This window comes from Desulfobacterales bacterium (genome assembly GCA_034003325.1).
Lineage (GTDB): Bacteria > Desulfobacterota > Desulfobacteria > Desulfobacterales > JAFDDL01 > JAVEYW01.
In genome coordinates this window covers 278810-299450 of record JAVEYW010000001.1, presented here as the reverse complement: position 1 = coordinate 299450, position 20641 = coordinate 278810, and the positions used below count along the sequence as shown (strand labels likewise).

The following is a 20641-nucleotide window of genomic DNA, read 5'->3' as shown; positions in this document are numbered from 1 at the left end:
CCCTTTCAGCCGATTACCCGTGGCACAATAAAACAACCCTCGTCACTTTCCGGTGCATTGGCCAGCACGGCGTGGCGGTCCAAATGCGGGTGCCCTTCGTCTTCCCGAAACGCATTGGTAAGGGATATGGCATGGGAAGTTAATGCAATGCCCTCGGTATTGACCCGGTTGAGCTGATCAATATAATCGAGTATCTTGCCGATTTGCACGGCAACGGCATCAACGGCAGTTTCATCCATTTCCAGCCGGGCAAGATGAGCGACTTTCAGCACGTCTTCTCTGGTGATTTTCATGGTAACTCCTTGACGGCATGAAGGGTGATTCAGCCGCCCGAATGTTATGGTTGCGGATTCATCACGGCTTTGTTTCACCCGTATTGATGGGAATCGGCCTATACTGGTCAGTGGCCAACCGGTTGATAACCGCCGCTGTTTCCTCACGTTGCCGGTATCGTCCCACACGGACCCGGTGCCATACGCCTTTCCCGGGGACTTCCCCTGTCAGCTTATAGGCCGCATAGCCCTTTTGTGATAATTGTGACACCATTCTGTCGGCTTCCGAGGCGTCTTTTAGCGCCGCAACCTGAATGGTCCAGGCTGCCGGGGATGACGGTGACGATGTTTTGATGTCGGGCTTCACTTTTTTAAACGTTTCTGCGCGAACCTTGATTGGGGCAGTGGTGCCCGTGCTTTTGCTCCCTTCGGAAACTTCTTTTTGTTCGACAGATGCGACCGTGTTGGTTCCGGAATGCACGGTGGCCGGGCTAAGCGGTGATTGCTTTTTCTCAGGCGGCTTGATCGTGTCCGCTTTCGAAGATTTGATGGGCGGCCGTGGTGAATCCTGAGTGCGCTTCAACGCCTCATAAAACTCAAGCTCGGTTTTGCCATCCGCCTTTTTAGAGTCCGTTTGGTAGCGTTGCAGGGTTTTTTCAAGCGCCACCCTTTTTAATTCCGATAGCTCTTTTTGAAGTGCTTGAATATCAAATTCAACCGGTGCCTTGCCGCGGCCCACCAAAATGCCCAGGCAAAACATCCAAAAACTGATTATTAGACAGATGCTCCCCCAAATCAACGTCCCTTTTCTCTTTAAGGGCTTTTCAGCGACCTTGTTTTTTTCCTGCATCCGTCTACCGGTCGATTTTTGTTCCATGGTATTGCATACCGTTTCTTCATCCTGATAAATTCAAAATACGCCCAATTCATAAAGATATTTATCAAGCAAGTCAAGGCGGGAAGACGATTGGAATCCGAGGTGAAAGCGGCCGAATTTTCGGATCGGAATGGGGGCACCGCCTCATGAGTCTTTCGGATTCACCCATCACCTTAAAAAATTGATGTTGGGTTGACGGGCAAGGCCCGGATCGGTGTGAAAGAAGTGCTCGATAACCGTTTTTGCCCCTTCTATATTCATGGCGTTCATAATGCCGGTATGAAAGGTATGACCGAAGTGAAAATTGGCGGCAAAGTACAAGGCAAACTTTCTGAATCGCCTCAGCGCGTTTATTGGATCATAATGTTTTTCCAGCAGCTCGGCCATTCGAAGGGCGGTATGGCGGAAAATCGAATTTCCCACCGATTGATGGCGGGTCCATTCCGCGAACAGCCAGGGCTTTGCAACCGCCATGCGGCCGACGGCCACCCCATCGCACCCCGTAATCCGAATCATGCGCAGGCAATCGGTCGCATCAAACACATTTCCGTTGCCGAACACTGGAATGGAGACGGCTTTTTTTATTTCTCCGATATAGGCCCATTTCGGATGATGGGCCCGCCGGTCCGGCGCGACTCGCGGGTGAAAGGTCAGCGCATCGGCACCGGCCGCCTCGAAACGTTTGGCCATATTCACCGCAAAATCGGGGTCATCTTTCCAGCCGGTTCGAAATTTGACAAACAGGGGAATGGTTATTGCTTCGCGAACCGCCGAAACAATTCGGCATGCGAGTGCTGGATCCTTTAACAACGCGGCCCCGCCATTGTGCCGGCAGATATCACTGGCGGCGCAGCCGAAATTAATATCAACGCCGAAAAACCCTTCTGTTTCGATTCGGTGCGCGGCGGCGGCCATGATGTTCGGATCCGATCCGAAAATCTGGCATACCAATTCAGGCAGTTCTTCATTCCGCCACCGAAAATAAGGAGAGAGATATCGGTTTTCATGCAGAATTCGTTTGGCGCTGCACATCTCGGAAAAAAGGAGCCCGTATCCGCCGAATTCATTCACCAGCTCGCGAAACGCCACATGTCCCAGCATGGCCATGGGCGCCAATACCAATCTGGAACGAATGGTGCGTGTCCCAATGGAAAGCGGCGTGCAAAGATAGTCTGAAAGATCTTTCATGACCCCTTGTTTGTGCCCGGCAAGAAAAGGCCTCGGGCCGATTCCGCATCGGTATACAGAACCCGATGTTGCCGCAATAAAAAAGCCGTCCCGGCATTATTGCCCGGGATCGGCTTATTTAGTTCATGGCGGAGAGACCGGGATTCGAACCCGGGGTGCAACTTTCGCCACACACTCGCTTAGCAGGCGAGCGCCTTCAGCCGGCTCGGCCATCTCTCCTTCATTTTCAACATTACCTCGGCCATCACCTTTTTTTGCCATCGGGGGAGAGCAGCAAAAGGGTTGCCTGTTTTGGCGGAGGGAGTAGGATTCGAACCCACGGAGCTTTCGCTCAACGGTTTTCAAGACCGCCGCCTTAAACCGCTCGGCCATCCCTCCTAAAAACCGGTGGATTCTGTTATCATTTAACCCGGAACAGGTCAACACCTTTAATTGGGGCTTTTAGTTTGGTGTGCACCCCTGACGGATCATTCAGGTCCCGTATTCCGGTGATCCATAGCCGTGTGCTATGGGGGCTCGGGTTGGCATCGAAGCCAATAAATATTAAAAATATATATTATTATACCTGTAACGCCGGGAATTGCCGTTGCCGTCTTCTTTATTTTTTCAACTCTTTGGCTTTGTTGCTTGACAGAACATTTTTTTTTGGTTACCCCCCCTGAATAAAAATTTGTCCGGATGCCCAAAAGATGTACCAAGAGGAGAGCGTGCATGCGTCATAAGTATGTCATTACGTTAGACAATGAAAACGAAAAAATGGTTCTTCAAGAGTATGGTGAATTGGATAAGGATATCTTTACCATCGTTAGTGAAGAAAGATATCAACGTTCGGTTATTCAAGGCGCCATGGGACAGGGAATAGATCCGCTCATCCATGCGATGAGAACCAGAGACTTTTACCCTTGCGGAACGGTGGCCGCGAAAATTGCATCGTCCGTCATCACGTTGCTTGAAGGCCAAAGTGAGACGGCTATTGAAGTGATTTGCGATGATTCGGATTATCTGACCAAGAAAGGCAGCCCGGTGATATTTGTCGAAGACGTCGAGGATGATGCCCCGGATGTTGCCGATTTGTTGGAGGATGATTTTGTTCCCGACTTTGATGATGATATCGATACCAAAGGGGTTGATTCTTCCATCAGCATCGATATGAGCAGTGAAGCCGATATTGATGAGGACATTTGACGGGATTTGTGCCGATTTTTAATGTCGGCGCATGGCCTCACGCCCTGGAAAAGTGCGTGGGGCGTGTCTCTGCCCGATAGTCAGTTGACAGCATTGACGCAACCTGATACCGGTACGGTAGTATAGTAAAAAACTGCCTAGTGATCAGGAGTACGAAATTTGACTCAAGATTCGGTTTTATTATACGCCGTATCCCTCGCCTATTTTAACACCACTATTCGGCCCTGGTTTTTTCTACCCAGCAAAGGCAGCGCGGTTATCCCTAAAAAAGATGTGAGCAGGCCATCGACTGCTTTGTACGATATGGTTGCCCAAAACATGACTCTTTGTTGTTAAGAATAGAAGCGTATCGGCTTCCACAACCGTTTTATTTATATTTTTCCGTAACAACCGGCGCATCGCGCCGGTTTGAGGGGGATATCATTTGATTCCGTCAGGGGGTAAATTCGTGTCCCGCATGATTCCGTGTCATGGTTGCGTGCGGGCGCAATGGCTTTAATCTGAAGAAAAATGGAGAGATGGTATGGAAAAAGAGCAGGATTTTTACCAAAAGCTAGCCCAGAGAGGCGTATCCCGCCGGGATTTTATGCGCTACTGTACGTTTCTGACGGCCACCATGGGATTATCTTCTTCTTTTGTCCCGAAAGTGGCCGAGGTGTTTGCAGCGCCCAAAACCCGGCCACCGGTGGTTTGGCTGCATTTCAGTGAATGCACGGGGTGTTCGGAAGCGGTATTGCGTTCGCAGTATCCGTATGTGGACGTGCTGGTTCTCGAAACGCTCTCCATGGAGTACCATGAAACCATCATGGCGGCTGCCGGTCATCAGGCAGAGGACAACTTGAAAGCGGCCGTGAAAAAGTATGCGGGCAGTTTCATCTGCGTGATTGAAGGGGCTATTGCCACTAATTTTGATGGCGGCTACGGCAAAGTTGCCGGAAGAACCTTTCTGGAAATCGCCAAGGAAGTGGTTCCCAAAGCAGCTGCCACCATCGCCATCGGATCATGCGCGTCTTTCGGCGGTATTTCCGCCGCCAAGCCGAACCCAGGCGGCTACAAGGGGGTGGGGGAGGCGCTTGGAATAAAAACCGTGAATATCCCGGGCTGCCCCCCCAACCCGGTGAATTTTGTCGGTACGGTGCTCAATTATATTTTGTTGGGTCAGTTACCAACCCTGGATAATCTGGGCCGCCCGCTGTTCGCCTACGGGAAAACCATTCATGATCAATGCCCTCGCCGATCCCATTTCGAAAACGATGAGTTTGTGACGCAGTTTGGTTCGGAAGAAGCAAAACTGGGCTACTGTCTGTATAAAATGGGATGCAGGGGCCCCGAAACCCACAACAACTGCCCACTTGCCAAATTTAATCACGGCACCAGCTGGCCCGTTGAAGTCGGACACCCCTGTATCGGCTGCAGCGAGCCGGATTTTTGGGACAAGATGACTCCCTTTTATGAAGAAATCTAATCATTATTTCGAACGGTTGATATTACTATCGGCAGTAGCCGGTGGGGATACTTGCCGGAACCGGCGATTTTATCATTTAAGTTCGCAAGAACAGTGCTCAACAGCATAGGGGGAGAAAACCATGGCGAAAAGAATTACGATTGACCCGATTACCAGAATTGAAGGTCATTTAAAAATCGAAGTGGAAGTGGAAGGGGGAAAAGTCACCAATGCCTGGAGTTCCGGGCAGATGTTCCGGGGCATCGAGATGATGTTAATCGGACGTGATCCGCGAGATGCCCATCATTTTGTCCAACGCTCCTGCGGGGTTTGCACCTATGTTCACGCGGTGGCGTCCGTGCGCGCCGTGGATGATGCCGTCGGGGTAAAAATTCCCCAAAACGCGCGTCTGATCAGAAACCTCCTCCATGGCGCCCAATACCAGCATGACCATCTGGTTCACTTTTATCATCTGCATGCCCTTGACTGGGTCGATATCATCAGCGCGCTGAAAGCGGATCCGCAGAAAACCGCTACCCTGGCCGATAATGTCAGTAACGCCCAGTTGGGCGGCGTCAAACACTACCGCGGGGTTCAGCAACGACTTAAAACCTTTGTGGAAAGTGGTCAGTTGGGGCCGTTTAACAATGCCTATTGGGGACATTCAGCGTATAAGCTGCCGCCTGAAGCCAACCTGATGGCGGCGGCTCATTACATCGAGGCACTCAAGCTTCAGGCACGAACGGCAAGGCTTCATGCCATATTCGGGGGTAAAAACCCGCATCCCCAATCCCTGGTGGTGGGCGGGGTGACCTGCGTGGAGGCCCTTTCCCCGGACCGGCTGGCCGAATTCATGTTCATCACCGAAGAAACCCAGAATTTTATTACCAACGTTTATTTGCCGGACCTGATGGCCATTGCCGGATTTTATAAGGATTGGGGCGCCATCGGTGGCTGCACCAACTTTCTGGGGTGGGGGGATTTTCCGGCGAACGAAAAAGAACCGGAAAGCCTTTATTTTCCAAGGGGCATCATCAAAAACAGAAATCTCGGCGATGTTCAGATGGCCAAGCAGGAAGCGGTCACCGAACATATTCACCGCTCCTGGTATGAGGGAAATGCGTCCCTTCACCCCTTTGCCGGAGAGACCAAACCGCTTCAGGAAAACCCGGTCTATAAACCGGATGACGGGAAATATTCCTGGATAAAGGCCCCCCGGTATGAAAATCTTTCTTGTGAAGTGGGTCCTCTTGCCCGAGTGCTGATCGCTTACGGCAAATCTCACAAGGAAGTTAAACCCTTGGTGGATAAGGTGTTGACGGACTTATCGATTCCGGCAGCGGCCCTTTTCTCCACACTGGGACGAACAGCCGCCAGGGCCATCGAGACCGTTGTGATCGGTGAGGCCATGAAAGGCTGGCTCAATGAGTTGATTGGAAACATTAAAAACGGGGACACCAAGATTTATGAGCCCTATGAAATGCCGGCAGCCGGCCAGGGCATCGGGTTAAATGATGTGCCTCGGGGGGCGCTCGGGCATTGGGTAAAAATAAAGGATAAAAAGATCGAGAACTATCAATATGTCGTGCCCTCTACCTGGAACTTGGGTCCCAGGGACGCATCCGGCCAGAAAAGCCCCGTAGAGGAAGCGCTGATCGGAACTCCCATCGCCGATCCCAAACAACCCCTGGAGGTGCTTCGAACTGTGCATTCCTTTGATCCTTGTATTGCCTGTGCGGTTCATGTGATTGATCCGAAAAGCAATGAGGTCTACAAGGTCAGGGTGGTGTAGCCGCAAGACACGGTGCAAAAGAGAGGGTAAACCTGTTTCATCTTGCGCCGGTTCAAAATGACGGCTAATAGGTTATGAAAAGCTTGCAGACATGGCCGATGCCGCCCGGCACCGGCCGTGTTTGCTTGAGCTGCTGTAAGCCATAAAGGAAGTCATGATAAATAAGCCTGTTGTAACGATTCTTGGCGTGGGGAATCTTCTTTATACGGATGAGGGCTTTGGCATTCATGTCGTTCAACGACTGGAAGCACGTTACCTTTTCCCGGAAGCGGTGTCGGTGGTGGACGGCGGTGTCTTGGGAATCAACCTGCTGGGAATCATGTCGCAGCCCGAACACCTGATTGTGGTGGATATCATTCGAAACGGTCAATCGCCCGGCACCTTTTACCGGCTGGCGGGTGCGGACATTCCCAGACGGATTCGAATGAAAAACTCGCTGCATCAGGTGGATTTGCTGGAAGCGTTAACCCTATGTGAGGCCCTGGATCATGTGCCGAAAACGGTGATCGTGGGGGTTGAGCCGGAGGATATGCAAACCCTCGGCATTACCCTTACCGCTACCCTGCAACAGCAGGTTGATCCCGTGGTGGACCGAGTGTTGGCCGAGCTCGATCTGCTTAATGTCACCTATGAAAAGAGGACCGATGCGCGATGTGCTTAGCCATTCCATCCAAAATCGTACATATTGATAACGAAATGGCCATGATCGATGTGGACGGCGTTCAGCGGACAGCCTCTTTGTTGCTCATTGAAGACGCGCAGGTGGGCGATTATGTGATCGTGCATGCCGGCTTTGCCATTCATAAGATCGATGAAGCGGCTGCCAGGGAAACGCTCGATTTGCTGAGGCAAGCCGTGGCGCTATCCGCGTTCACGGGCGAGTCCGGGCAAGGCGGGCCTACTGAAACAGGTTCATGAAAGCTACCCCCACTGCCTTGGGCGTTGAAGTGCGCGGAATTGTTCAGGGCGTCGGATTTCGGCCCTTTGTCTACCAATTGGCCAATAAACTGGCGTTGACCGGAACGGTGGCAAACAGCACCACCGGTGTCATCATTCATATCGAAGGGGCGCCGGAGCGCATCGAATCGTTTTGCACGACTCTGCGCACCCAGTGCCCGCCGTTATCCCGCATCACCGACATTCGCTCCCGGGCCGAAGCCCTCACGCATGCGCGGGCCTTTACCATCATTCCCAGCGAAACACAAAACGACGCGGCAACCTTTGTCGCGCCGGATGTTTCCGTCTGCGACGATTGCCTTGGCGAGATGCAAGACCCCCGGAATCGGCGGTTTCGCTATCCCTTTATCAATTGCACCAATTGCGGCCCCCGGTACACGATCATTGAAGATATTCCCTACGACCGGCCCAAAACCGCCATGAAAGGCTTTTCCATGTGCCCCTTGTGCCGGGCCGAATATGAAGATCCGGCCAACCGCCGGTTTCATGCCCAGCCCAACGCCTGCCCGGATTGCGGCCCGCAGGTGAGGCTTTTTGACAACCGGCGACGCGCCATGCTTGCAGAAGATCCCGTGGGCGAGGCACAGAAGCTTCTCAAAGAAGGATATGTGCTGGCGGTCAAGGGCCTGGGCGGTTTTCATCTGGCGGTCGATGCCGAAAACGAAGAAGCGGTCCAAACCCTTCGAAAGCGAAAAAACCGGCCGGACAAACCCTTTGCCCTGATGTCCCGCGATATGGCTGCGGTGCGCCGGTATGCGCATCTATCGCCTGCGGAAGCCGCGCTTCTCACGGCCATGGAGCGGCCTATGGTGCTCCTGCAAAAGCGTTTTCCCGATTTGCTTGCCGAGGCGGTGGCGCCGGGAAATCGCTATTTCGGCGTGATGCTGCCCTATACGCCGTTGCATCATCTGCTTTTGAATGCCGCGTTTATCGCGCTGATCATGACCAGCGGCAATCGCGGCGGTGAGCCGCTCTGTATTGACAACGAAACGGCCTTTACACAGCTATCCGATATCGCGGATTATTTTCTGATGCACGATCGACCCATTTATCAGCGAAACGATGATACGCTTGTGCAAGCGGCCGCCGGCACCACCCGGTTCATTCGACGTGCCCGGGGATATGTGCCGGCGCCGATTTCCCTGGCCCATTCCCTGTCGCCGACCCTGGCCTGCGGCGGTGAGCTGAAAAATACCCTGTGTCTGGCTCGGGATCACCATGCCATTGTCAGTCAACACATCGGCGACATGGGGGCCTTGAGTTCTCTTGAGTTTTTTAAAGAAACCGTTGATCACCTTAAAAAAATATCGAAAATAACGCCCCGAATCGTTGCGCATGACCTGCACCCCGACTATTTGAGCACGCAATACGCCCTCGGACTCTCCGATGTCCGGACGGTTGCGGTGCAACACCACCATGCCCATGTGGTCAGTTGCATGGCCGAGCATCACCTGGACGGCCCGGTGATCGGGCTGGCGCTGGACGGCACCGGTTTTGGTCCGGATGGCGCGGTGTGGGGCGGCGAGGTCCTGATAGCAAAACGAGCAAGCTTTATTCGGGCCGCGCATCTGGCCTATGTGCCCATGCCGGGCGGCGAGGCGGCCATTCAGGCGCCCTGGCGAATGGCGCTCAGTTACCTTTATCATGGGTTCGGTGCGGACATTCCGTTTGATGCCTTGCCGTTTTTAAAACAGACGGGTCCGGATCAAACTCACGCCGTGCTGGAAATCCTGTCCAAAAATGTGCGAAGTCCGGCCACATCGAGCGCGGGCCGACTTTTTGACGGCATTTCCGCCATGGCCGGCTTCTGCCATACAATCAGCTTTGAAGGGCAGGCCGCCATGGCCCTGGAGGCCGCCGCCGGTGGGGCGGCTATTGACGGCTGGGCGCCGTATGCGTGGGAGATACGCCACGTCGGTGATGTTCGGCAAATCGGTATCGCGCCCATGATTCGGCAAGTGGCCCGGGACGTGGCTGCCGGAGCGGCCGTCGGAGAGATCAGTTGCCGATTTCATGCTACGCTCATCGAGATATTCGGCGGTCTTTGCCGGGAGGTTCGAAAAGAAACAGATCTTAACCGAGTGGTGATGAGCGGAGGGGTGTTTCAAAACAAACGCCTGCTGGAAGGCCTGAATGCCTTTTTGTCTGCGCAAGGCTTTGAGGTTTATACCCATCATAAGGTGCCAACCAATGACGGCGGGCTTTCGCTGGGCCAAGCGGTTGCGTCGGGAGCGATGGTGGCAGTTTGAGAGAAAGGGCAGGGGACCATGAATTATACGAACGGGTATCGGGACCCCGGGATTGCCGGGCAATTAGCGGATCGAATTCGGCGCATTAGCCGCCGGAAAGTCCGGCTGATGGAGGTATGCGGTACGCATACGGTGTCGATCTTCAGAAGCGGCATTCGTTCCTTGCTGCCGGATACCGTCACGTTGATTTCCGGTCCCGGATGTCCGGTGTGCGTGACGGATCAGCGGGATATGGATGCCTTTATCGCGTTGGCGGGTTTTGACGATGTAATCGTGGCCACCTTCGGCGATCTGATGCGCGTGCCCGGCACGCATAGCTCATTGCTTAAGGAGCGGGCCAAGGGAAGCGATATTCGAATCGTTTACTCGCCGCTGGACGCAATCACCATCGCAACGGAAAACCCGTATAAACGGGTGGTGTTTCCGGGCGTGGGCTTTGAGACGACCGCGCCGACGATTGCCGCGACCTTGAACCTGGCGCGGGACCGGGGGATTCACAATTTTTTTGTGTATTCAGCGCATAAGCTGGTTCCACCGGCCCTGACGGCGCTGATGGCCCTGCCGGAGATTCATCTGGACGGCTTTATGTTGCCGGGGCATGTTTCCGTCATTATCGGTGCGGGTGCTTACCGGCCGTTTGTCGCGCGGCATTCCATTCCCGCGGTCATTGCGGGTTTTGAACCGACGGATATTCTGTTGGCGATTGCCATGCTCGTGGAACAGATTGAGTCCGGCGCCTCCCATCTTGAAAACGCATATTCACGGGTGGTATCTGAAGCCGGAAACCCGAAAGCCCTGGCGCTGTTAGCGGACGTGTTTGAGGTGAATCATGCTGCCTGGCGCGGGTTGGGTGTGATCGCGGACAGCGGCTTGAAGCTTCGAAAGTCGTATGAGGCCTTTGACGCGGAACAGGCGTTTGATCTGGTGATTCCGGAATCATTCGATCCTGCCGGTTGCGCTTGCGGCGATATTCTGACGGGCCGAAAGCTGCCGTCGGGTTGCCCGCTGTTCGGGAAAATTTGCACGCCGGAGCACCCCGTCGGGCCCTGCATGGTATCCACCGAGGGTACCTGCGCGGCGTATTACCGATATGATAACGACAGCGGGGCGTTCTGAGAGAGGTGAGGCACACCTTGGATTGTCTTGCGTTGAGACGGGGCGGTTTGATAAACAAATGGCTTGCGTTCATTCGAATCCACGGCGAAGGGGGAAAATGAAACCGGACAAGATATTACTGGATCATGGGAGCGGAGGCGCCATGTCCCACCAGTTGGTGATCCAAACGCTGCTGCCCGCATTTGACAATCCCTTGTTGTCCACCCTGCACGATGGGGCGGTAATCGACATCGGTAACGGCTCCCGCCTGGCGTTTTCAACGGATTCGTTCGTGGTGGACCCGATTTTTTTTCCCGGCGGCAGCATTGGTGACCTGGCCGTGAACGGCACGGTCAACGACCTGGCCATGTGCGGGGCCGAGCCCGCGTATCTCAGTGTCGGACTGATTCTTGAGGAGGGCTTTCCCTTTTCTGATTTTGAACGGGTGATATCGGACATGAAGGCCGCGGCCTTGGCTGCCGGCGTGATGATCGTGACCGGCGATACCAAAGTCGTTCCGAAAGGGGCCGCCGATAAAATCTTCATTAATACAACCGGGTTGGGGTATATTCAGCCCGGCATTGACGTGGGACCGTCCCGCGTGGTTTCCGGCGATCGGATTATCCTCAGCGGCACCATGGCGGATCACGGTATGACGATATTAAGCCGCCGGGAAAATCTGTCTTTTTCCGGCCCGGTGCAAAGCGATACGGCCGCCCTGAACCATCTGGTTAAAAAGATGCTTCAAATATGCCCGGATATTCACATGCTTCGAGATCCCACCCGGGGCGGGGTCGGCACCACGCTCAACGAAGTGGCCGGCAGCGCCGCGTTTGGTATTCAAATCGATGAGGCGCATCTTCCCGTGAAAGGGGCTGTGGCGGGAATGTGCGAATTGCTGGGATTGGACCCCCTCTATGTGGCCAATGAAGGAAAATTCCTCGCATTTATTCCTTCGAATGAGACGAATGCCGTGCTGAAAATCCTGCAATCCGATCCGCTGGGCAAAGACGCGGTGATCATCGGGGAGGTGGTGGCCGATCATCCCGGACAAGTGGTGATGAAGACCCGTATCGGCGGCAGCCGGATGGTTCGCATGCTGACAGGGGAGCAGCTGCCTAGAATATGCTAAACCCATAACCTCCTTAGTTTCCAATGATACCGGATGGGGTGTTACCGCATGATCAAAAAGAAATTTTTATCTATTCTATTTGCTGCCGGCATACTTTTGCTGGCGGTCGGTTATTACGATAAAAGAGAGGTCGTGATCGAGGGCAAAACCATGGGGACGACCTATCACATCAAGGTCATAGCCAAATGGTTGAAAAGCACCAAGGGGTTGCCCGAAAAAATTGAAGCCCGCTTAAAAGAAGTCAACCGGAGCATGTCGGTCTTTCAGAAAGATAGTGAAATCAGTCGGTTTAATCGCATGACGGCTGTTGGAGAAAGATTTCCGATATCGGAAGATTTTTACCAGGTGATGGCGCAAGCGCAACAGCTTTACCAGTGGACGGACCATGCATGGGATGGAACCGTGATGCCCCTGGTCAATCTGTGGGGGTTCGGGTATGAAGGGCCGAAAAACGTTCGTCCCGATGCGGACGCGATTCGGGTTGCTGAAATGAAGGTCGGGTTCAACCACATCAAGGTAAATGAGGACCGAACCCTTGTCAAACGGAATGCCGATGTGACGGTGGATCTTGCCTCCATTGCCAAAGGGTTCGGCGTGGATACAGTGGCCCGATTAATCAGAGAAAACGGGTTTTCAAATTTTTTGGTGGAAATCGGCGGAGAAGTCTTTGCGTCGGGCCTGCGAAAGGACGGCTATCCGTGGCGGGTCGGCATCAATCGTCCGGATAAGAATGCCGGCGCCAATGAGGTGTATCGGGCGCTTCCCCTTGAGGACCGGGCGTTGGCCACCAGCGGAGATTATCGTAATTTTTTTGAAATCGACGGGGGGTATTATTCCCATGTTATAGATCCCAGGACCGGTTATCCGGTTACAAACGGCGTGGTCAGCGCTTCCATTCTGGCGGACAATTGCACCCTCGCGGACGGCCTGGCCACCGCCCTCATGGTGATGGGGCATGAAAAAGGGCTTTCACTCGTCAACCGGTTGCCGAAGGTGGAATGTCTCATTGTGGTTCGGAAACCGGACGGCACACTGACCGACTATTTTTCCGATGGGTTCAAAATGATCGAAAAATAGGATTTGCCGATATGGTTCCGGTCGAACCATGTGAACGCGAAAAGAACCCGATGAACCTTTCAGACCCAGCTACTCCCAAGGCTTCCGGCGTTACCCGGTGGATCATTCGGCATCCGGTGCCAACCCTCGTGATACTGGCAGTTTTGACCCTTGCCTTTTCCTGGTATCTGCCGAAACTTTCTTTTCGAACCTCCGTGTACGATCTGGTGATCGAGGATTTACCGGAAACCGTTGCGTTTAAGGCATACCAGGAAACCTTCGGGGCCGATGACCTGATTCGCATCGTTTTTTCGGGGAAAAATGTGTTCGATCCGGTTGACTTTGCGCATCTGAAAGCCATTTCGGAGAAGGTCGGCAGCGTGAAAGGGGTTCGTCGTGTCATCAGTCTGCCTGAAATAAAGAAGGTGATCGATCTGGCCGGCGAGCAATCCCTTGAGACCTTTGAGGCGCTGATTACGCCGGTGCCGATGTTTGAAAAAAACCTTATTTCAAAAGATCACCGGCGAACGATCCTGACCCTGGTGCTGGCCACCGACGCGGATCGGGACCAGGTCATTTTGAATATTGAAAAAATCATTCAAGCGTCTCCCGCCGGAACCGGCCTTTATCAGATCGGTATGCCGCTGGTCTCCCGGGCGCTGGTTCAACTGACGCAAAAGGACTTTCTTCGAATTCCGCCGCTCACCCTCTTGATTATCGCCCTTCTGGTGTGGGTGCTCTACCGGAATTTTCACCCCGTGTTTTTGTCGCTGGCCTGTGTGGCCATGGCCCTGGCCTGGACCTTCGGTCTCATGGCCGCCACCGGCGTGCCGCTGTCCATGATGACGATGATTGTCCCAGTGTTTATCATTGCGGTGGGAATGGCCTATTGCCTTTATATTTGTTCGGATTACCTTCTTTCGGCGCGACAGGCGGCCTCCCCGGCTGATGCGGTTCAACTCACCTTTGCCAATGTCACACTTCCAACGACCCTGGCGGTAATCACCACGGTGATCGGTATCGGGTCCATGCTGATTAATAAAATGACGGCGGTCCGGGAATTTGCTCTTTTTTCCTGCTTCGGCATGACGAGTTTGCTCGTGATTACCCTGACACTGTTTCCGGCAATGCTAGTGTTGATTCCCTTACCGAAGCGGGGCGATGGGAATCAAGCGGTGAGCGGGCTCTTTGATCGTTTTTTGGCAGTTATGATTCATATGGATTTAAATTACCAAAAAATCACGCTGCCGGTGTTGGGGGCAGTGGTCGTTTTTTGCGCGGCCGGGGCTTTTCGCGTTCGCGTGGAAACCAACCCGCTTCAGTATTTTAAGGAAAATACGGACATACGGCGGCATTTTTTCGATATATACCAGGACCTTTCCGGCAGCTTTCCGGTCAACGTCGTGCTGGTAAGTCCCGAGGAAGATTATTTTGAAACACCGGCGCATGCGGTTAAAATCGAACAGTTGCAAAAGTATCTCGATACTCTGCCGGGCGTGGACAAGACCCTTTCCTTTGTCGATTACCTGAAACTGGTTAATTATGCCTCAAACGGCTATAATCTATCTTTTTATGCGCTGCCGGGCGAAGATTTTGAGATGCGCATGCTCATCAATAATTTCAAATCCCTGCTCGGCGAGGATATGCTTCGGCAATTCATGAGCCCCCCGTTTAATGCCGCCAATATTCTTCTATTGACCCACATATCGAGTTCGGAGGAGTTCCTGCGGCTTCGGGCGCAGATTGCCGGGCAGTTGAAAGCCCCCTCTTATCGAGGGGTGCTGGGGGAGGTCACCGGGTTTTCCATGGCTGTTTCGGCCAGCTCTCATGTCCTGACCACTGGACAGACCAAAAGCCTCCTGCTTTCTCTGGGGCTGATATTCGCTATCATGCTGCTGCTATTTTTATCTTCCAAGGTCGGGCTGATTGCGATGTTGCCCAATTTTTTCCCCATTATTGTGAATTTCGGCTTCATGGGATGGCTCGGTATTCCCTTGTCCATTGCTACCAGTCTTGTTTCTGGTATTGCGATCGGTCTGGCCGTGGACAATACCATTCATTATCTGGTGCGGTACAACAGGGAATTTAAAAAGGATCTGGACAAGGACCGCGCCTTAACGGATACGGTGCGCCATGTGGGGAAACCGATTATTTTCACCACCCTGACCATCAGTGTCGGCTTTTCCGTTCTGATCTTTTCCAACTTTCAACCAACGGCCGTTTTCGGCATGCTGATGGTAGTGACCATGGTCTCAGCGCTGGTGGGGAATCTGATGCTGCTGCCGTCCCTGATGCGGCATGTGGAACTAGTGACCGCATGGGATCTACTCAGAATGATTCCGACCCTGGGCGGCATGTCGGCCGGAATGATTCATGAGTTAAACCAGCCGCTTAACGCCATTAAAATGGGTAGCGATTTTTTAAGGATGATTACCCGAAAGGGCGCGATGGTGGCTCCAGAGCAGATCTACCAGGTGGCGGATGAGATCAGCCGCCAGGTGGACCGGGTGTCCGGAATGATTCGGCGATTGGGGGATCTTGAAGACCGGCAGGAATTTACGCGGGGAAAAATCGATATCAATGAACCGGTTCGGGAAACCCTGGCCATCATCGGTCACCAGTTCGCGTTGGAAAATATTGCCGTTACGCTGGACCTGGGCGCGCCATTGCCGCCCATTTATGCCCGAAAACCCAGACTGGCGCAAATGGTATACAATCTCCTGGTCAATGCCGGCGAGGCGATTATGGCCAAGCCGCAGTCAGGCGAGGCGGCAGCGGATCGAACCATCACGATTCGAACCCATGCCGAAAAGGACCGGGTGGTGCTCACGGTGACGGACACGGGCTCTGGGGTTCCGGCGCATCTGATCGATCGGATCACGGAGCCCTTTTTCACGACGAAGGAAACCGGAAAAGGCAAGGGTCTCGGGCTGGCCATCAGTCAGGAAATTGTCCGGGCTCACGGGGGCCGAATGAAAATCGAGAGCGTTGAAGGCAGCTTTACACGGGTTCGCGTTTCTTTTCCCGCCTGGCCGGAAAAGGAGCGTCGGTGATGCGTTTTCGAGCCGACTGGAATGGCCCAAAGCGGTTTTTCCCGCTCCTTTTGGGTTTCCTGTGCGGTGTTCTGTCTTGTTTTTCTTCAGAAGATGCGCCCACCATTCCGGAATCCATTGCCGGTGTAAGCGATACGCAAATTATGGTGGGAGCCTCCCTGGCCCTAACGGGGCATGCCAGCTATTTGGGCACGCAAAGCCTTCAGGGCGCCATGAGTTATATTCGCCACATTAATGAGTTGGGAGGCATTTACGGCCGAAGTATAACCGTCATCGCTCACGATGACGGCTATGACCCCTCCCGGTGTCTGGCCAATACGCAACGCCTGATTATCCAAGATAAGGTATTTACGCTGTTTTGTTATGTCGGTACGCCCACGACCCTGAAGATTATTCCCGTGATCACCGAAGCCCGCATTCCGGTGGTGGGCATGCTTACGGGCGCTGATGCGCTCCGCTCCCCGGTGAACCGGTATCTGATCAACGTGCGGGCCTCCTATTACCAGGAAACCGGTGCTGCCGTCGGGCACATGGTCGGGGACTTGGGGATAGATAAAATTGCCGTTTTTTATCAATATGACGCCTATGGCTTTGACGGCTTGCGCGGCACCGAACTGGCTTTGAAACAATATGGTCTGGTGCCGGTGGCCAAGGGTACTTATATTCGGGGAACCCTGGCCGTGGAAAAGGCAATGGCCAGTATTGCCGATTCTGGGGCCGAAGCCGTCGTGATGATCGGCACCTATGATCTTTGCGCGAATTTTATAACGCTCGCCAAGCATCGGGGGTATGCGCCTCTTTTTTATTGCGTCTCTTTTGTCGGGGCGGATGAATTGGCCCGGCGGCTCGGTGCGGACGGGGATGGGGTGATTGTGTCTCAAGTGGTGCCCCCTCCCCGGCAGCCGCCCGATGCGTCCCCATTGTGGGGAATTGCCGAATACACGGCTCTCCTATCGAAATATTATCCGGAGAGTCTTCCCAATTTTGTCGGCATGGAAGGATACCTCAATGCCAGGGTCCTGGTAGAAGGGCTTCGGCGGGCAGGCAGAAACCTCGATCGGGAAGGGTTTATCGATGCGATTGAATCCATACAACATTACGACGCCGGTACCGGCACCCCCCTGAACTTCGGACCGGCGGATCATCAGGGATTCGACCGGGTCTATTTTACTCGAATTGAAAACGGAAAATTCGAATTGATAACGGACTGGCGCGGTATTCCCAGAAAAGCCGGTAGCATGGAGACACCCTTTCAAGCATTGAATGACGAGAAAAGCGGTATGAATGGATCTGTTCAGGCAAATAAGCCTTAAAAACAAAATCTTTTTTTCGACCCTCGCCGTTATTTTGCTGTTAAGCATCGTGATTGCTTTGCTGGCGCGCTGGTCCCTGGTGTCGAGTCTCACAGACGGGCTCAAGCAACAGGGGCTCGGCATCGCCTATGCTGTCGCTGAAAACTGCCGACGTCATATTCTCACGGAAAATATTCCGGAATTAACGAGCCTGATGTTCGATGCCCGACAGGGTGAGGAAAGTTTGCTGATCGCCTATGTGTTTGTGGTGGACAAAGAGAACCGGGTGCTGGCGCATTCCATGGTGACGGCGTTACCGAACCAATTGCCCGCCGCAAACCCGATTGCTGCGGAAAGTTTTTACAGTATCAAGGCGTTGAAGATTCATGCCGCCACCGTGTACGATATCGCCGTTCCGGTCAAGGAAGGGATCTATCGAATCGGCACCGTGCATGTCGGCCTTCAGAAAAGCCATATAGATGCCCTCATCGGCCGGTTGCGCACCACCTTTCTCGGGTTTATTGCCGGCATCACCATTCTTTTTTTCTGGATCAGTCACCTGTTAGCCAAACAGGTGACCCGTCCCATCTTGCAACTGGTTCGCGTGGCGGATGAAATCAGCCGGGGAAATCCCGATATCGCGCCGGATACAGACTGTCCGATCCGACCTCGCTTCGCCGGCGATGAAGTTATTCAACTGGCCAATTCTTTTACGAATATGACTGCGCGACTGAAACACACCGAGGCTGAAATCAGACGATCCGAGGACAAGTATCGCTCTCTTTTTAATTCCGGTCCCAATCCTATTTTCGTCCTGGACAAAGAAACCTTAAAAATTCTCGATGCCAACCCGAACGCTGAAGAATTTTACGGATATTCGAAAAGCGAATTGAGGGACATGGTTTTTTCTCAGTTGGGCACCTTTGATCACGATCGTATCAACCAAATGGCGCATGGCGATACGGCCGGGCCGATCGATTGCGTGGTCATGGAAAAAGAGCGTCATATCAATAAGGAAAACCGGTGGTTTTTTGTCAAATTAAAGGCCTGTCCGGCGCGATATCGGGACCGGGAGGTCATTATCGTGGCGGCAACGGACATCACCGAATTCATTGAACAGGAAGCCCATCTCGTGCAAGCGAGCAAGATGACCACGCTCGGGGAAATGTCGGCGGGCGTCGCGCATGAGCTGAACCAACCCTTAAACGCCATTCGCATGGGCAGTGATTATCTGAAAATGATGGTCTCGGAAAACCGCCCCATTCCGGATTCCGATCTGAAAGAGCTTGCGGAGGCGATGTGTGCGCAGGTGGACCGGGCATCCCGAATCATCAATCACTTGAGAAATTTCGGCAGAAAACCGGACCTGGCCCAACACCCGGTCCGGTTCAAGGAGCCCATCGAATCGGTTCTCGCCATCATCGGCCAGCAGCTATCCCTTCAAAATATCGAGGTTCAACTGGCCCTGGAGGACTCCCTGCCGCCGATTCTGGCCAACCGGAACCATTTGGAGCAGATTTTCTTCAACTTGATTTCCAATGCCCGGGATGCCATTATACAGTCAAGAGCCACTACACCGGCGGCGCGTTCGGGCGTTATTCGCATCGGCTCTTTTCGTGAAAACGATTCTGCCGTTCTAACCGTTACGGATAACGGCACCGGCATACCGGAAGACATCAGGGACCGGATTTTCGAACCCTTTTTTACCACCAAGGATGTGGGAAAAGGGATGGGACTGGGACTGTCGATCATCTATGGGTTGGTTCGCGATCATGGCGGCCGGATCGATATTGAAAGCGAAACCGGAAGCCACACGACCTTTAAACTCTCTTTTCCACTGATGGTGCGGCAATGAACACCCATGTGACGCAACAAAAGGCAACCGCGCATGAAAAAGATTCTGGTAATTGATGATGAAAAACCGACCCTGGCCATGTTCCGTCTGTTGCTGACGGCTTGCGGATACGAGGTGATGATGGCGGAAACCGGGGCTGCCGGCATCGAATTGTTTAAAGTCGAAAAGCCGCCCATTGTGATTACCGACATTAAAATGCCGGGAATGGACGGGTTGACGGTTCTAAAGGAAATTAAAGCCGAGCACCCGGCCACGGCAGTCATTATGATCACGGGCCACGGCGACAGCGAGTTGGCCCAAAAAGCCTTGGACCTTCACGCCATCGCCTTTATTCACAAGCCGATTCACAAGGAAGCTTTGGATGCCGCGCTGGAAAAAGCAGCGGCTTGGATTGCCACTTTATGACTGCTTTATTCATCTTATGAAAATCGATTTACACTGTCACAGCAGATACTCCCACGACAACTACCTGGAGCCGGAGGATTTAATTGCCGCGGCTATCGACAGGGGGTTGGACGGGGTTTGTTTTACCGAGCATTATTCCGTGGAAGCGTCCAGGGAAGTGGAAAACATCAAGGTTCCAAGAGGCTTTTTTGTTTTCAGAGGCGTTGAAATTGCTACCGCCTGGGGGCACCTTCTGGCTTTCGGGCTTAGGGATGACCGATGGAACCGCTGGGGCCGGGATAATTATCTGGATGCCCGCGAAGTGATCGAAAGCGTTCACTCCCTGGGTGGCATTTGTGTGCCGGCCCACCCCTTTCGTTCCTTTGCGTCCTTTGGAAACAGATTGGCGCAACTGGACGGCCTGGATGCCGTGGAAACCCATAATGGATCCAACTCAGTTTCTGAAAACAATCTTGCGCGCGATTTTGCCCGACAGCGGGGGCTGGTGTCCGTGGGCGGAAGCGATTGCCACCGGAAAGATCAGGTGGGTCGAGCCTTTACCCGGTTTGACCAACCGGTTACAAGCATAGCCGAAATCGTTGCACAAATCAGACAAGGACGCTGTCGCGGCGTTTGCCATGAAAAAACTACAAAATTGTAATTTTTTAGGGGTGATTTATACAATTTTGTAGCTTTGCCACTCTCCGGCCCGTTTGTCAACAACGGGCCTATCTTTCTGAATAACCATAAAAAAAGTTAATTGTCGGCCGCTTGGCATGGCAATTGCTATCTTTTAGGGGCATTGAGCCG

General features: G+C 53.3%; 17 protein-coding genes and 2 tRNA genes. 14 read left to right on the top strand and 5 right to left on the bottom strand.

Annotated features, from left to right (window positions below; all coding sequences use genetic code 11):
* Window positions 1-5: 5 nt before the first annotated feature.
* The 5 genes from gatC to RBT11_01355 form a co-directional block, all read right to left on the bottom strand.
* Window positions 6-293: an Asp-tRNA(Asn)/Glu-tRNA(Gln) amidotransferase subunit GatC gene (gene gatC / locus RBT11_01375; protein ID MDX9785398.1), complete on the bottom strand. Its 288-nt coding sequence runs from the start codon at window positions 291-293 to the stop codon at window positions 6-8.
* Between the two features lie 61 nt (window positions 294-354).
* A complete protein-coding gene (locus RBT11_01370; GenBank protein MDX9785397.1) occupies window positions 355-1149 on the bottom strand; it encodes an SPOR domain-containing protein in 795 nt (264 codons plus the stop codon).
* Between the two features lie 168 nt (window positions 1150-1317).
* Entirely contained in the window at window positions 1318-2337 is a 1020-nt protein-coding gene (locus RBT11_01365; protein MDX9785396.1) for a tRNA-dihydrouridine synthase family protein, read from the bottom strand.
* Window positions 2338-2463: 126 nt separating this feature from the next.
* A tRNA-Ser gene (locus RBT11_01360) sits at window positions 2464-2556 on the bottom strand.
* Between the two features lie 73 nt (window positions 2557-2629).
* A tRNA-Ser gene (locus RBT11_01355) sits at window positions 2630-2715 on the bottom strand.
* 333 nt (window positions 2716-3048) lie between these two features.
* Here RBT11_01355 and RBT11_01350 point away from each other — a divergent pair.
* The 14 genes from RBT11_01350 (at window position 3049) to RBT11_01285 (ending at window position 20492) form a co-directional block, all read left to right on the top strand.
* On the top strand, window positions 3049-3522 hold the full coding sequence (locus RBT11_01350) for a hypothetical protein (protein ID MDX9785395.1): 474 nt from the start codon (window positions 3049-3051) through the stop codon (window positions 3520-3522).
* 523 nt (window positions 3523-4045) lie between these two features.
* Window positions 4046-4987: a hydrogenase small subunit gene (locus RBT11_01345; GenBank protein ID MDX9785394.1), complete on the top strand. Its 942-nt coding sequence runs from the start codon at window positions 4046-4048 to the stop codon at window positions 4985-4987.
* A 121-nt stretch (window positions 4988-5108) separates the two neighbouring features.
* Window positions 5109-6758: a nickel-dependent hydrogenase large subunit gene (locus RBT11_01340; protein MDX9785393.1), complete on the top strand. Its 1650-nt coding sequence runs from the start codon at window positions 5109-5111 to the stop codon at window positions 6756-6758.
* Between the two features lie 154 nt (window positions 6759-6912).
* Window positions 6913-7419, top strand: coding sequence for a HyaD/HybD family hydrogenase maturation endopeptidase (locus RBT11_01335; GenBank protein ID MDX9785392.1), 507 nt, complete (start codon window positions 6913-6915; stop codon window positions 7417-7419).
* Entirely contained in the window at window positions 7410-7676 is a 267-nt protein-coding gene (locus RBT11_01330; GenBank protein ID MDX9785391.1) for a HypC/HybG/HupF family hydrogenase formation chaperone, read from the top strand. The genes RBT11_01335 and RBT11_01330 overlap by 10 nt, the downstream gene beginning before the upstream one ends.
* A complete protein-coding gene (hypF, locus tag RBT11_01325; GenBank protein MDX9785390.1) occupies window positions 7673-9964 on the top strand; it encodes a carbamoyltransferase HypF in 2292 nt (763 codons plus the stop codon). Before RBT11_01330 ends, hypF begins: the two co-directional genes overlap by 4 nt.
* 18 nt (window positions 9965-9982) lie before the next feature.
* Complete coding sequence (gene hypD, locus RBT11_01320) at window positions 9983-11080, top strand: hydrogenase formation protein HypD (GenBank protein ID MDX9785389.1); 1098 nt, start codon at window positions 9983-9985, stop codon at window positions 11078-11080.
* Window positions 11081-11177: 97 nt separating this feature from the next.
* Window positions 11178-12191: a hydrogenase expression/formation protein HypE gene (hypE, locus tag RBT11_01315; GenBank protein ID MDX9785388.1), complete on the top strand. Its 1014-nt coding sequence runs from the start codon at window positions 11178-11180 to the stop codon at window positions 12189-12191.
* Between the two features lie 48 nt (window positions 12192-12239).
* The gene (locus tag RBT11_01310; protein ID MDX9785387.1) at window positions 12240-13268 is read left to right on the top strand and encodes an FAD:protein FMN transferase; all 1029 of its coding nucleotides are present in this window, start codon (window positions 12240-12242) and stop codon (window positions 13266-13268) included.
* Between the two features lie 11 nt (window positions 13269-13279).
* On the top strand, window positions 13280-16300 hold the full coding sequence (locus tag RBT11_01305) for an MMPL family transporter (GenBank protein ID MDX9785386.1): 3021 nt from the start codon (window positions 13280-13282) through the stop codon (window positions 16298-16300).
* A complete protein-coding gene (locus RBT11_01300; GenBank protein MDX9785385.1) occupies window positions 16300-17613 on the top strand; it encodes an ABC transporter substrate-binding protein in 1314 nt (437 codons plus the stop codon). Before RBT11_01305 ends, RBT11_01300 begins: the two co-directional genes overlap by 1 nt.
* On the top strand, window positions 17585-19447 hold the full coding sequence (locus tag RBT11_01295; protein ID MDX9785384.1) for an ATP-binding protein: 1863 nt from the start codon (window positions 17585-17587) through the stop codon (window positions 19445-19447). The genes RBT11_01300 and RBT11_01295 overlap by 29 nt, the downstream gene beginning before the upstream one ends.
* 33 nt (window positions 19448-19480) lie before the next feature.
* Window positions 19481-19852, top strand: a complete 372-nt coding sequence (locus RBT11_01290) for a response regulator (protein ID MDX9785383.1) — start codon at window positions 19481-19483, stop codon at window positions 19850-19852.
* Complete coding sequence (locus tag RBT11_01285; protein ID MDX9785382.1) at window positions 19809-20492, top strand: CehA/McbA family metallohydrolase; 684 nt, start codon at window positions 19809-19811, stop codon at window positions 20490-20492. The genes RBT11_01290 and RBT11_01285 overlap by 44 nt, the downstream gene beginning before the upstream one ends.
* The last annotated feature ends 149 nt before the right edge of the window (window positions 20493-20641 follow it).

Bases quoted from the DNA above. Each gene is read 5' to 3' on its own strand.
- RBT11_01340 (MDX9785393.1), top strand. From the start codon at position 5,109: ATGGCGAAAAGAATTACGATTGACCCGATTACCAGAATTGAAGGTCAT.
- RBT11_01335 (MDX9785392.1), top strand. From the start codon at position 6,913: ATGATAAATAAGCCTGTTGTAACGATTCTTGGCGTGGGGAATCTTCTT.
- RBT11_01295 (MDX9785384.1), top strand. From the start codon at position 17,585: ATGGATCTGTTCAGGCAAATAAGCCTTAAAAACAAAATCTTTTTTTCG.
- RBT11_01290 (MDX9785383.1), top strand. From the start codon at position 19,481: ATGAAAAAGATTCTGGTAATTGATGATGAAAAACCGACCCTGGCCATG.
- RBT11_01365 (MDX9785396.1), bottom strand. From the start codon at position 2,337: ATGAAAGATCTTTCAGACTATCTTTGCACGCCGCTTTCCATTGGGACA.
- RBT11_01305 (MDX9785386.1), top strand. From the start codon at position 13,280: ATGGTTCCGGTCGAACCATGTGAACGCGAAAAGAACCCGATGAACCTT.
- RBT11_01330 (MDX9785391.1), top strand. From the start codon at position 7,410: ATGTGCTTAGCCATTCCATCCAAAATCGTACATATTGATAACGAAATG.
- RBT11_01300 (MDX9785385.1), top strand. From the start codon at position 16,300: ATGCGTTTTCGAGCCGACTGGAATGGCCCAAAGCGGTTTTTCCCGCTC.
- RBT11_01285 (MDX9785382.1), top strand. From the start codon at position 19,809: ATGCCGCGCTGGAAAAAGCAGCGGCTTGGATTGCCACTTTATGACTGC.
- gatC (MDX9785398.1), bottom strand. From the start codon at position 293: ATGAAAATCACCAGAGAAGACGTGCTGAAAGTCGCTCATCTTGCCCGG.
- RBT11_01370 (MDX9785397.1), bottom strand. From the start codon at position 1,149: ATGGAACAAAAATCGACCGGTAGACGGATGCAGGAAAAAAACAAGGTC.
- hypD (MDX9785389.1), top strand. From the start codon at position 9,983: ATGAATTATACGAACGGGTATCGGGACCCCGGGATTGCCGGGCAATTA.
- hypE (MDX9785388.1), top strand. From the start codon at position 11,178: ATGAAACCGGACAAGATATTACTGGATCATGGGAGCGGAGGCGCCATG.
- RBT11_01310 (MDX9785387.1), top strand. From the start codon at position 12,240: ATGATCAAAAAGAAATTTTTATCTATTCTATTTGCTGCCGGCATACTT.
- hypF (MDX9785390.1), top strand. From the start codon at position 7,673: ATGAAAGCTACCCCCACTGCCTTGGGCGTTGAAGTGCGCGGAATTGTT.
- RBT11_01345 (MDX9785394.1), top strand. From the start codon at position 4,046: ATGGAAAAAGAGCAGGATTTTTACCAAAAGCTAGCCCAGAGAGGCGTA.
- RBT11_01350 (MDX9785395.1), top strand. From the start codon at position 3,049: ATGCGTCATAAGTATGTCATTACGTTAGACAATGAAAACGAAAAAATG.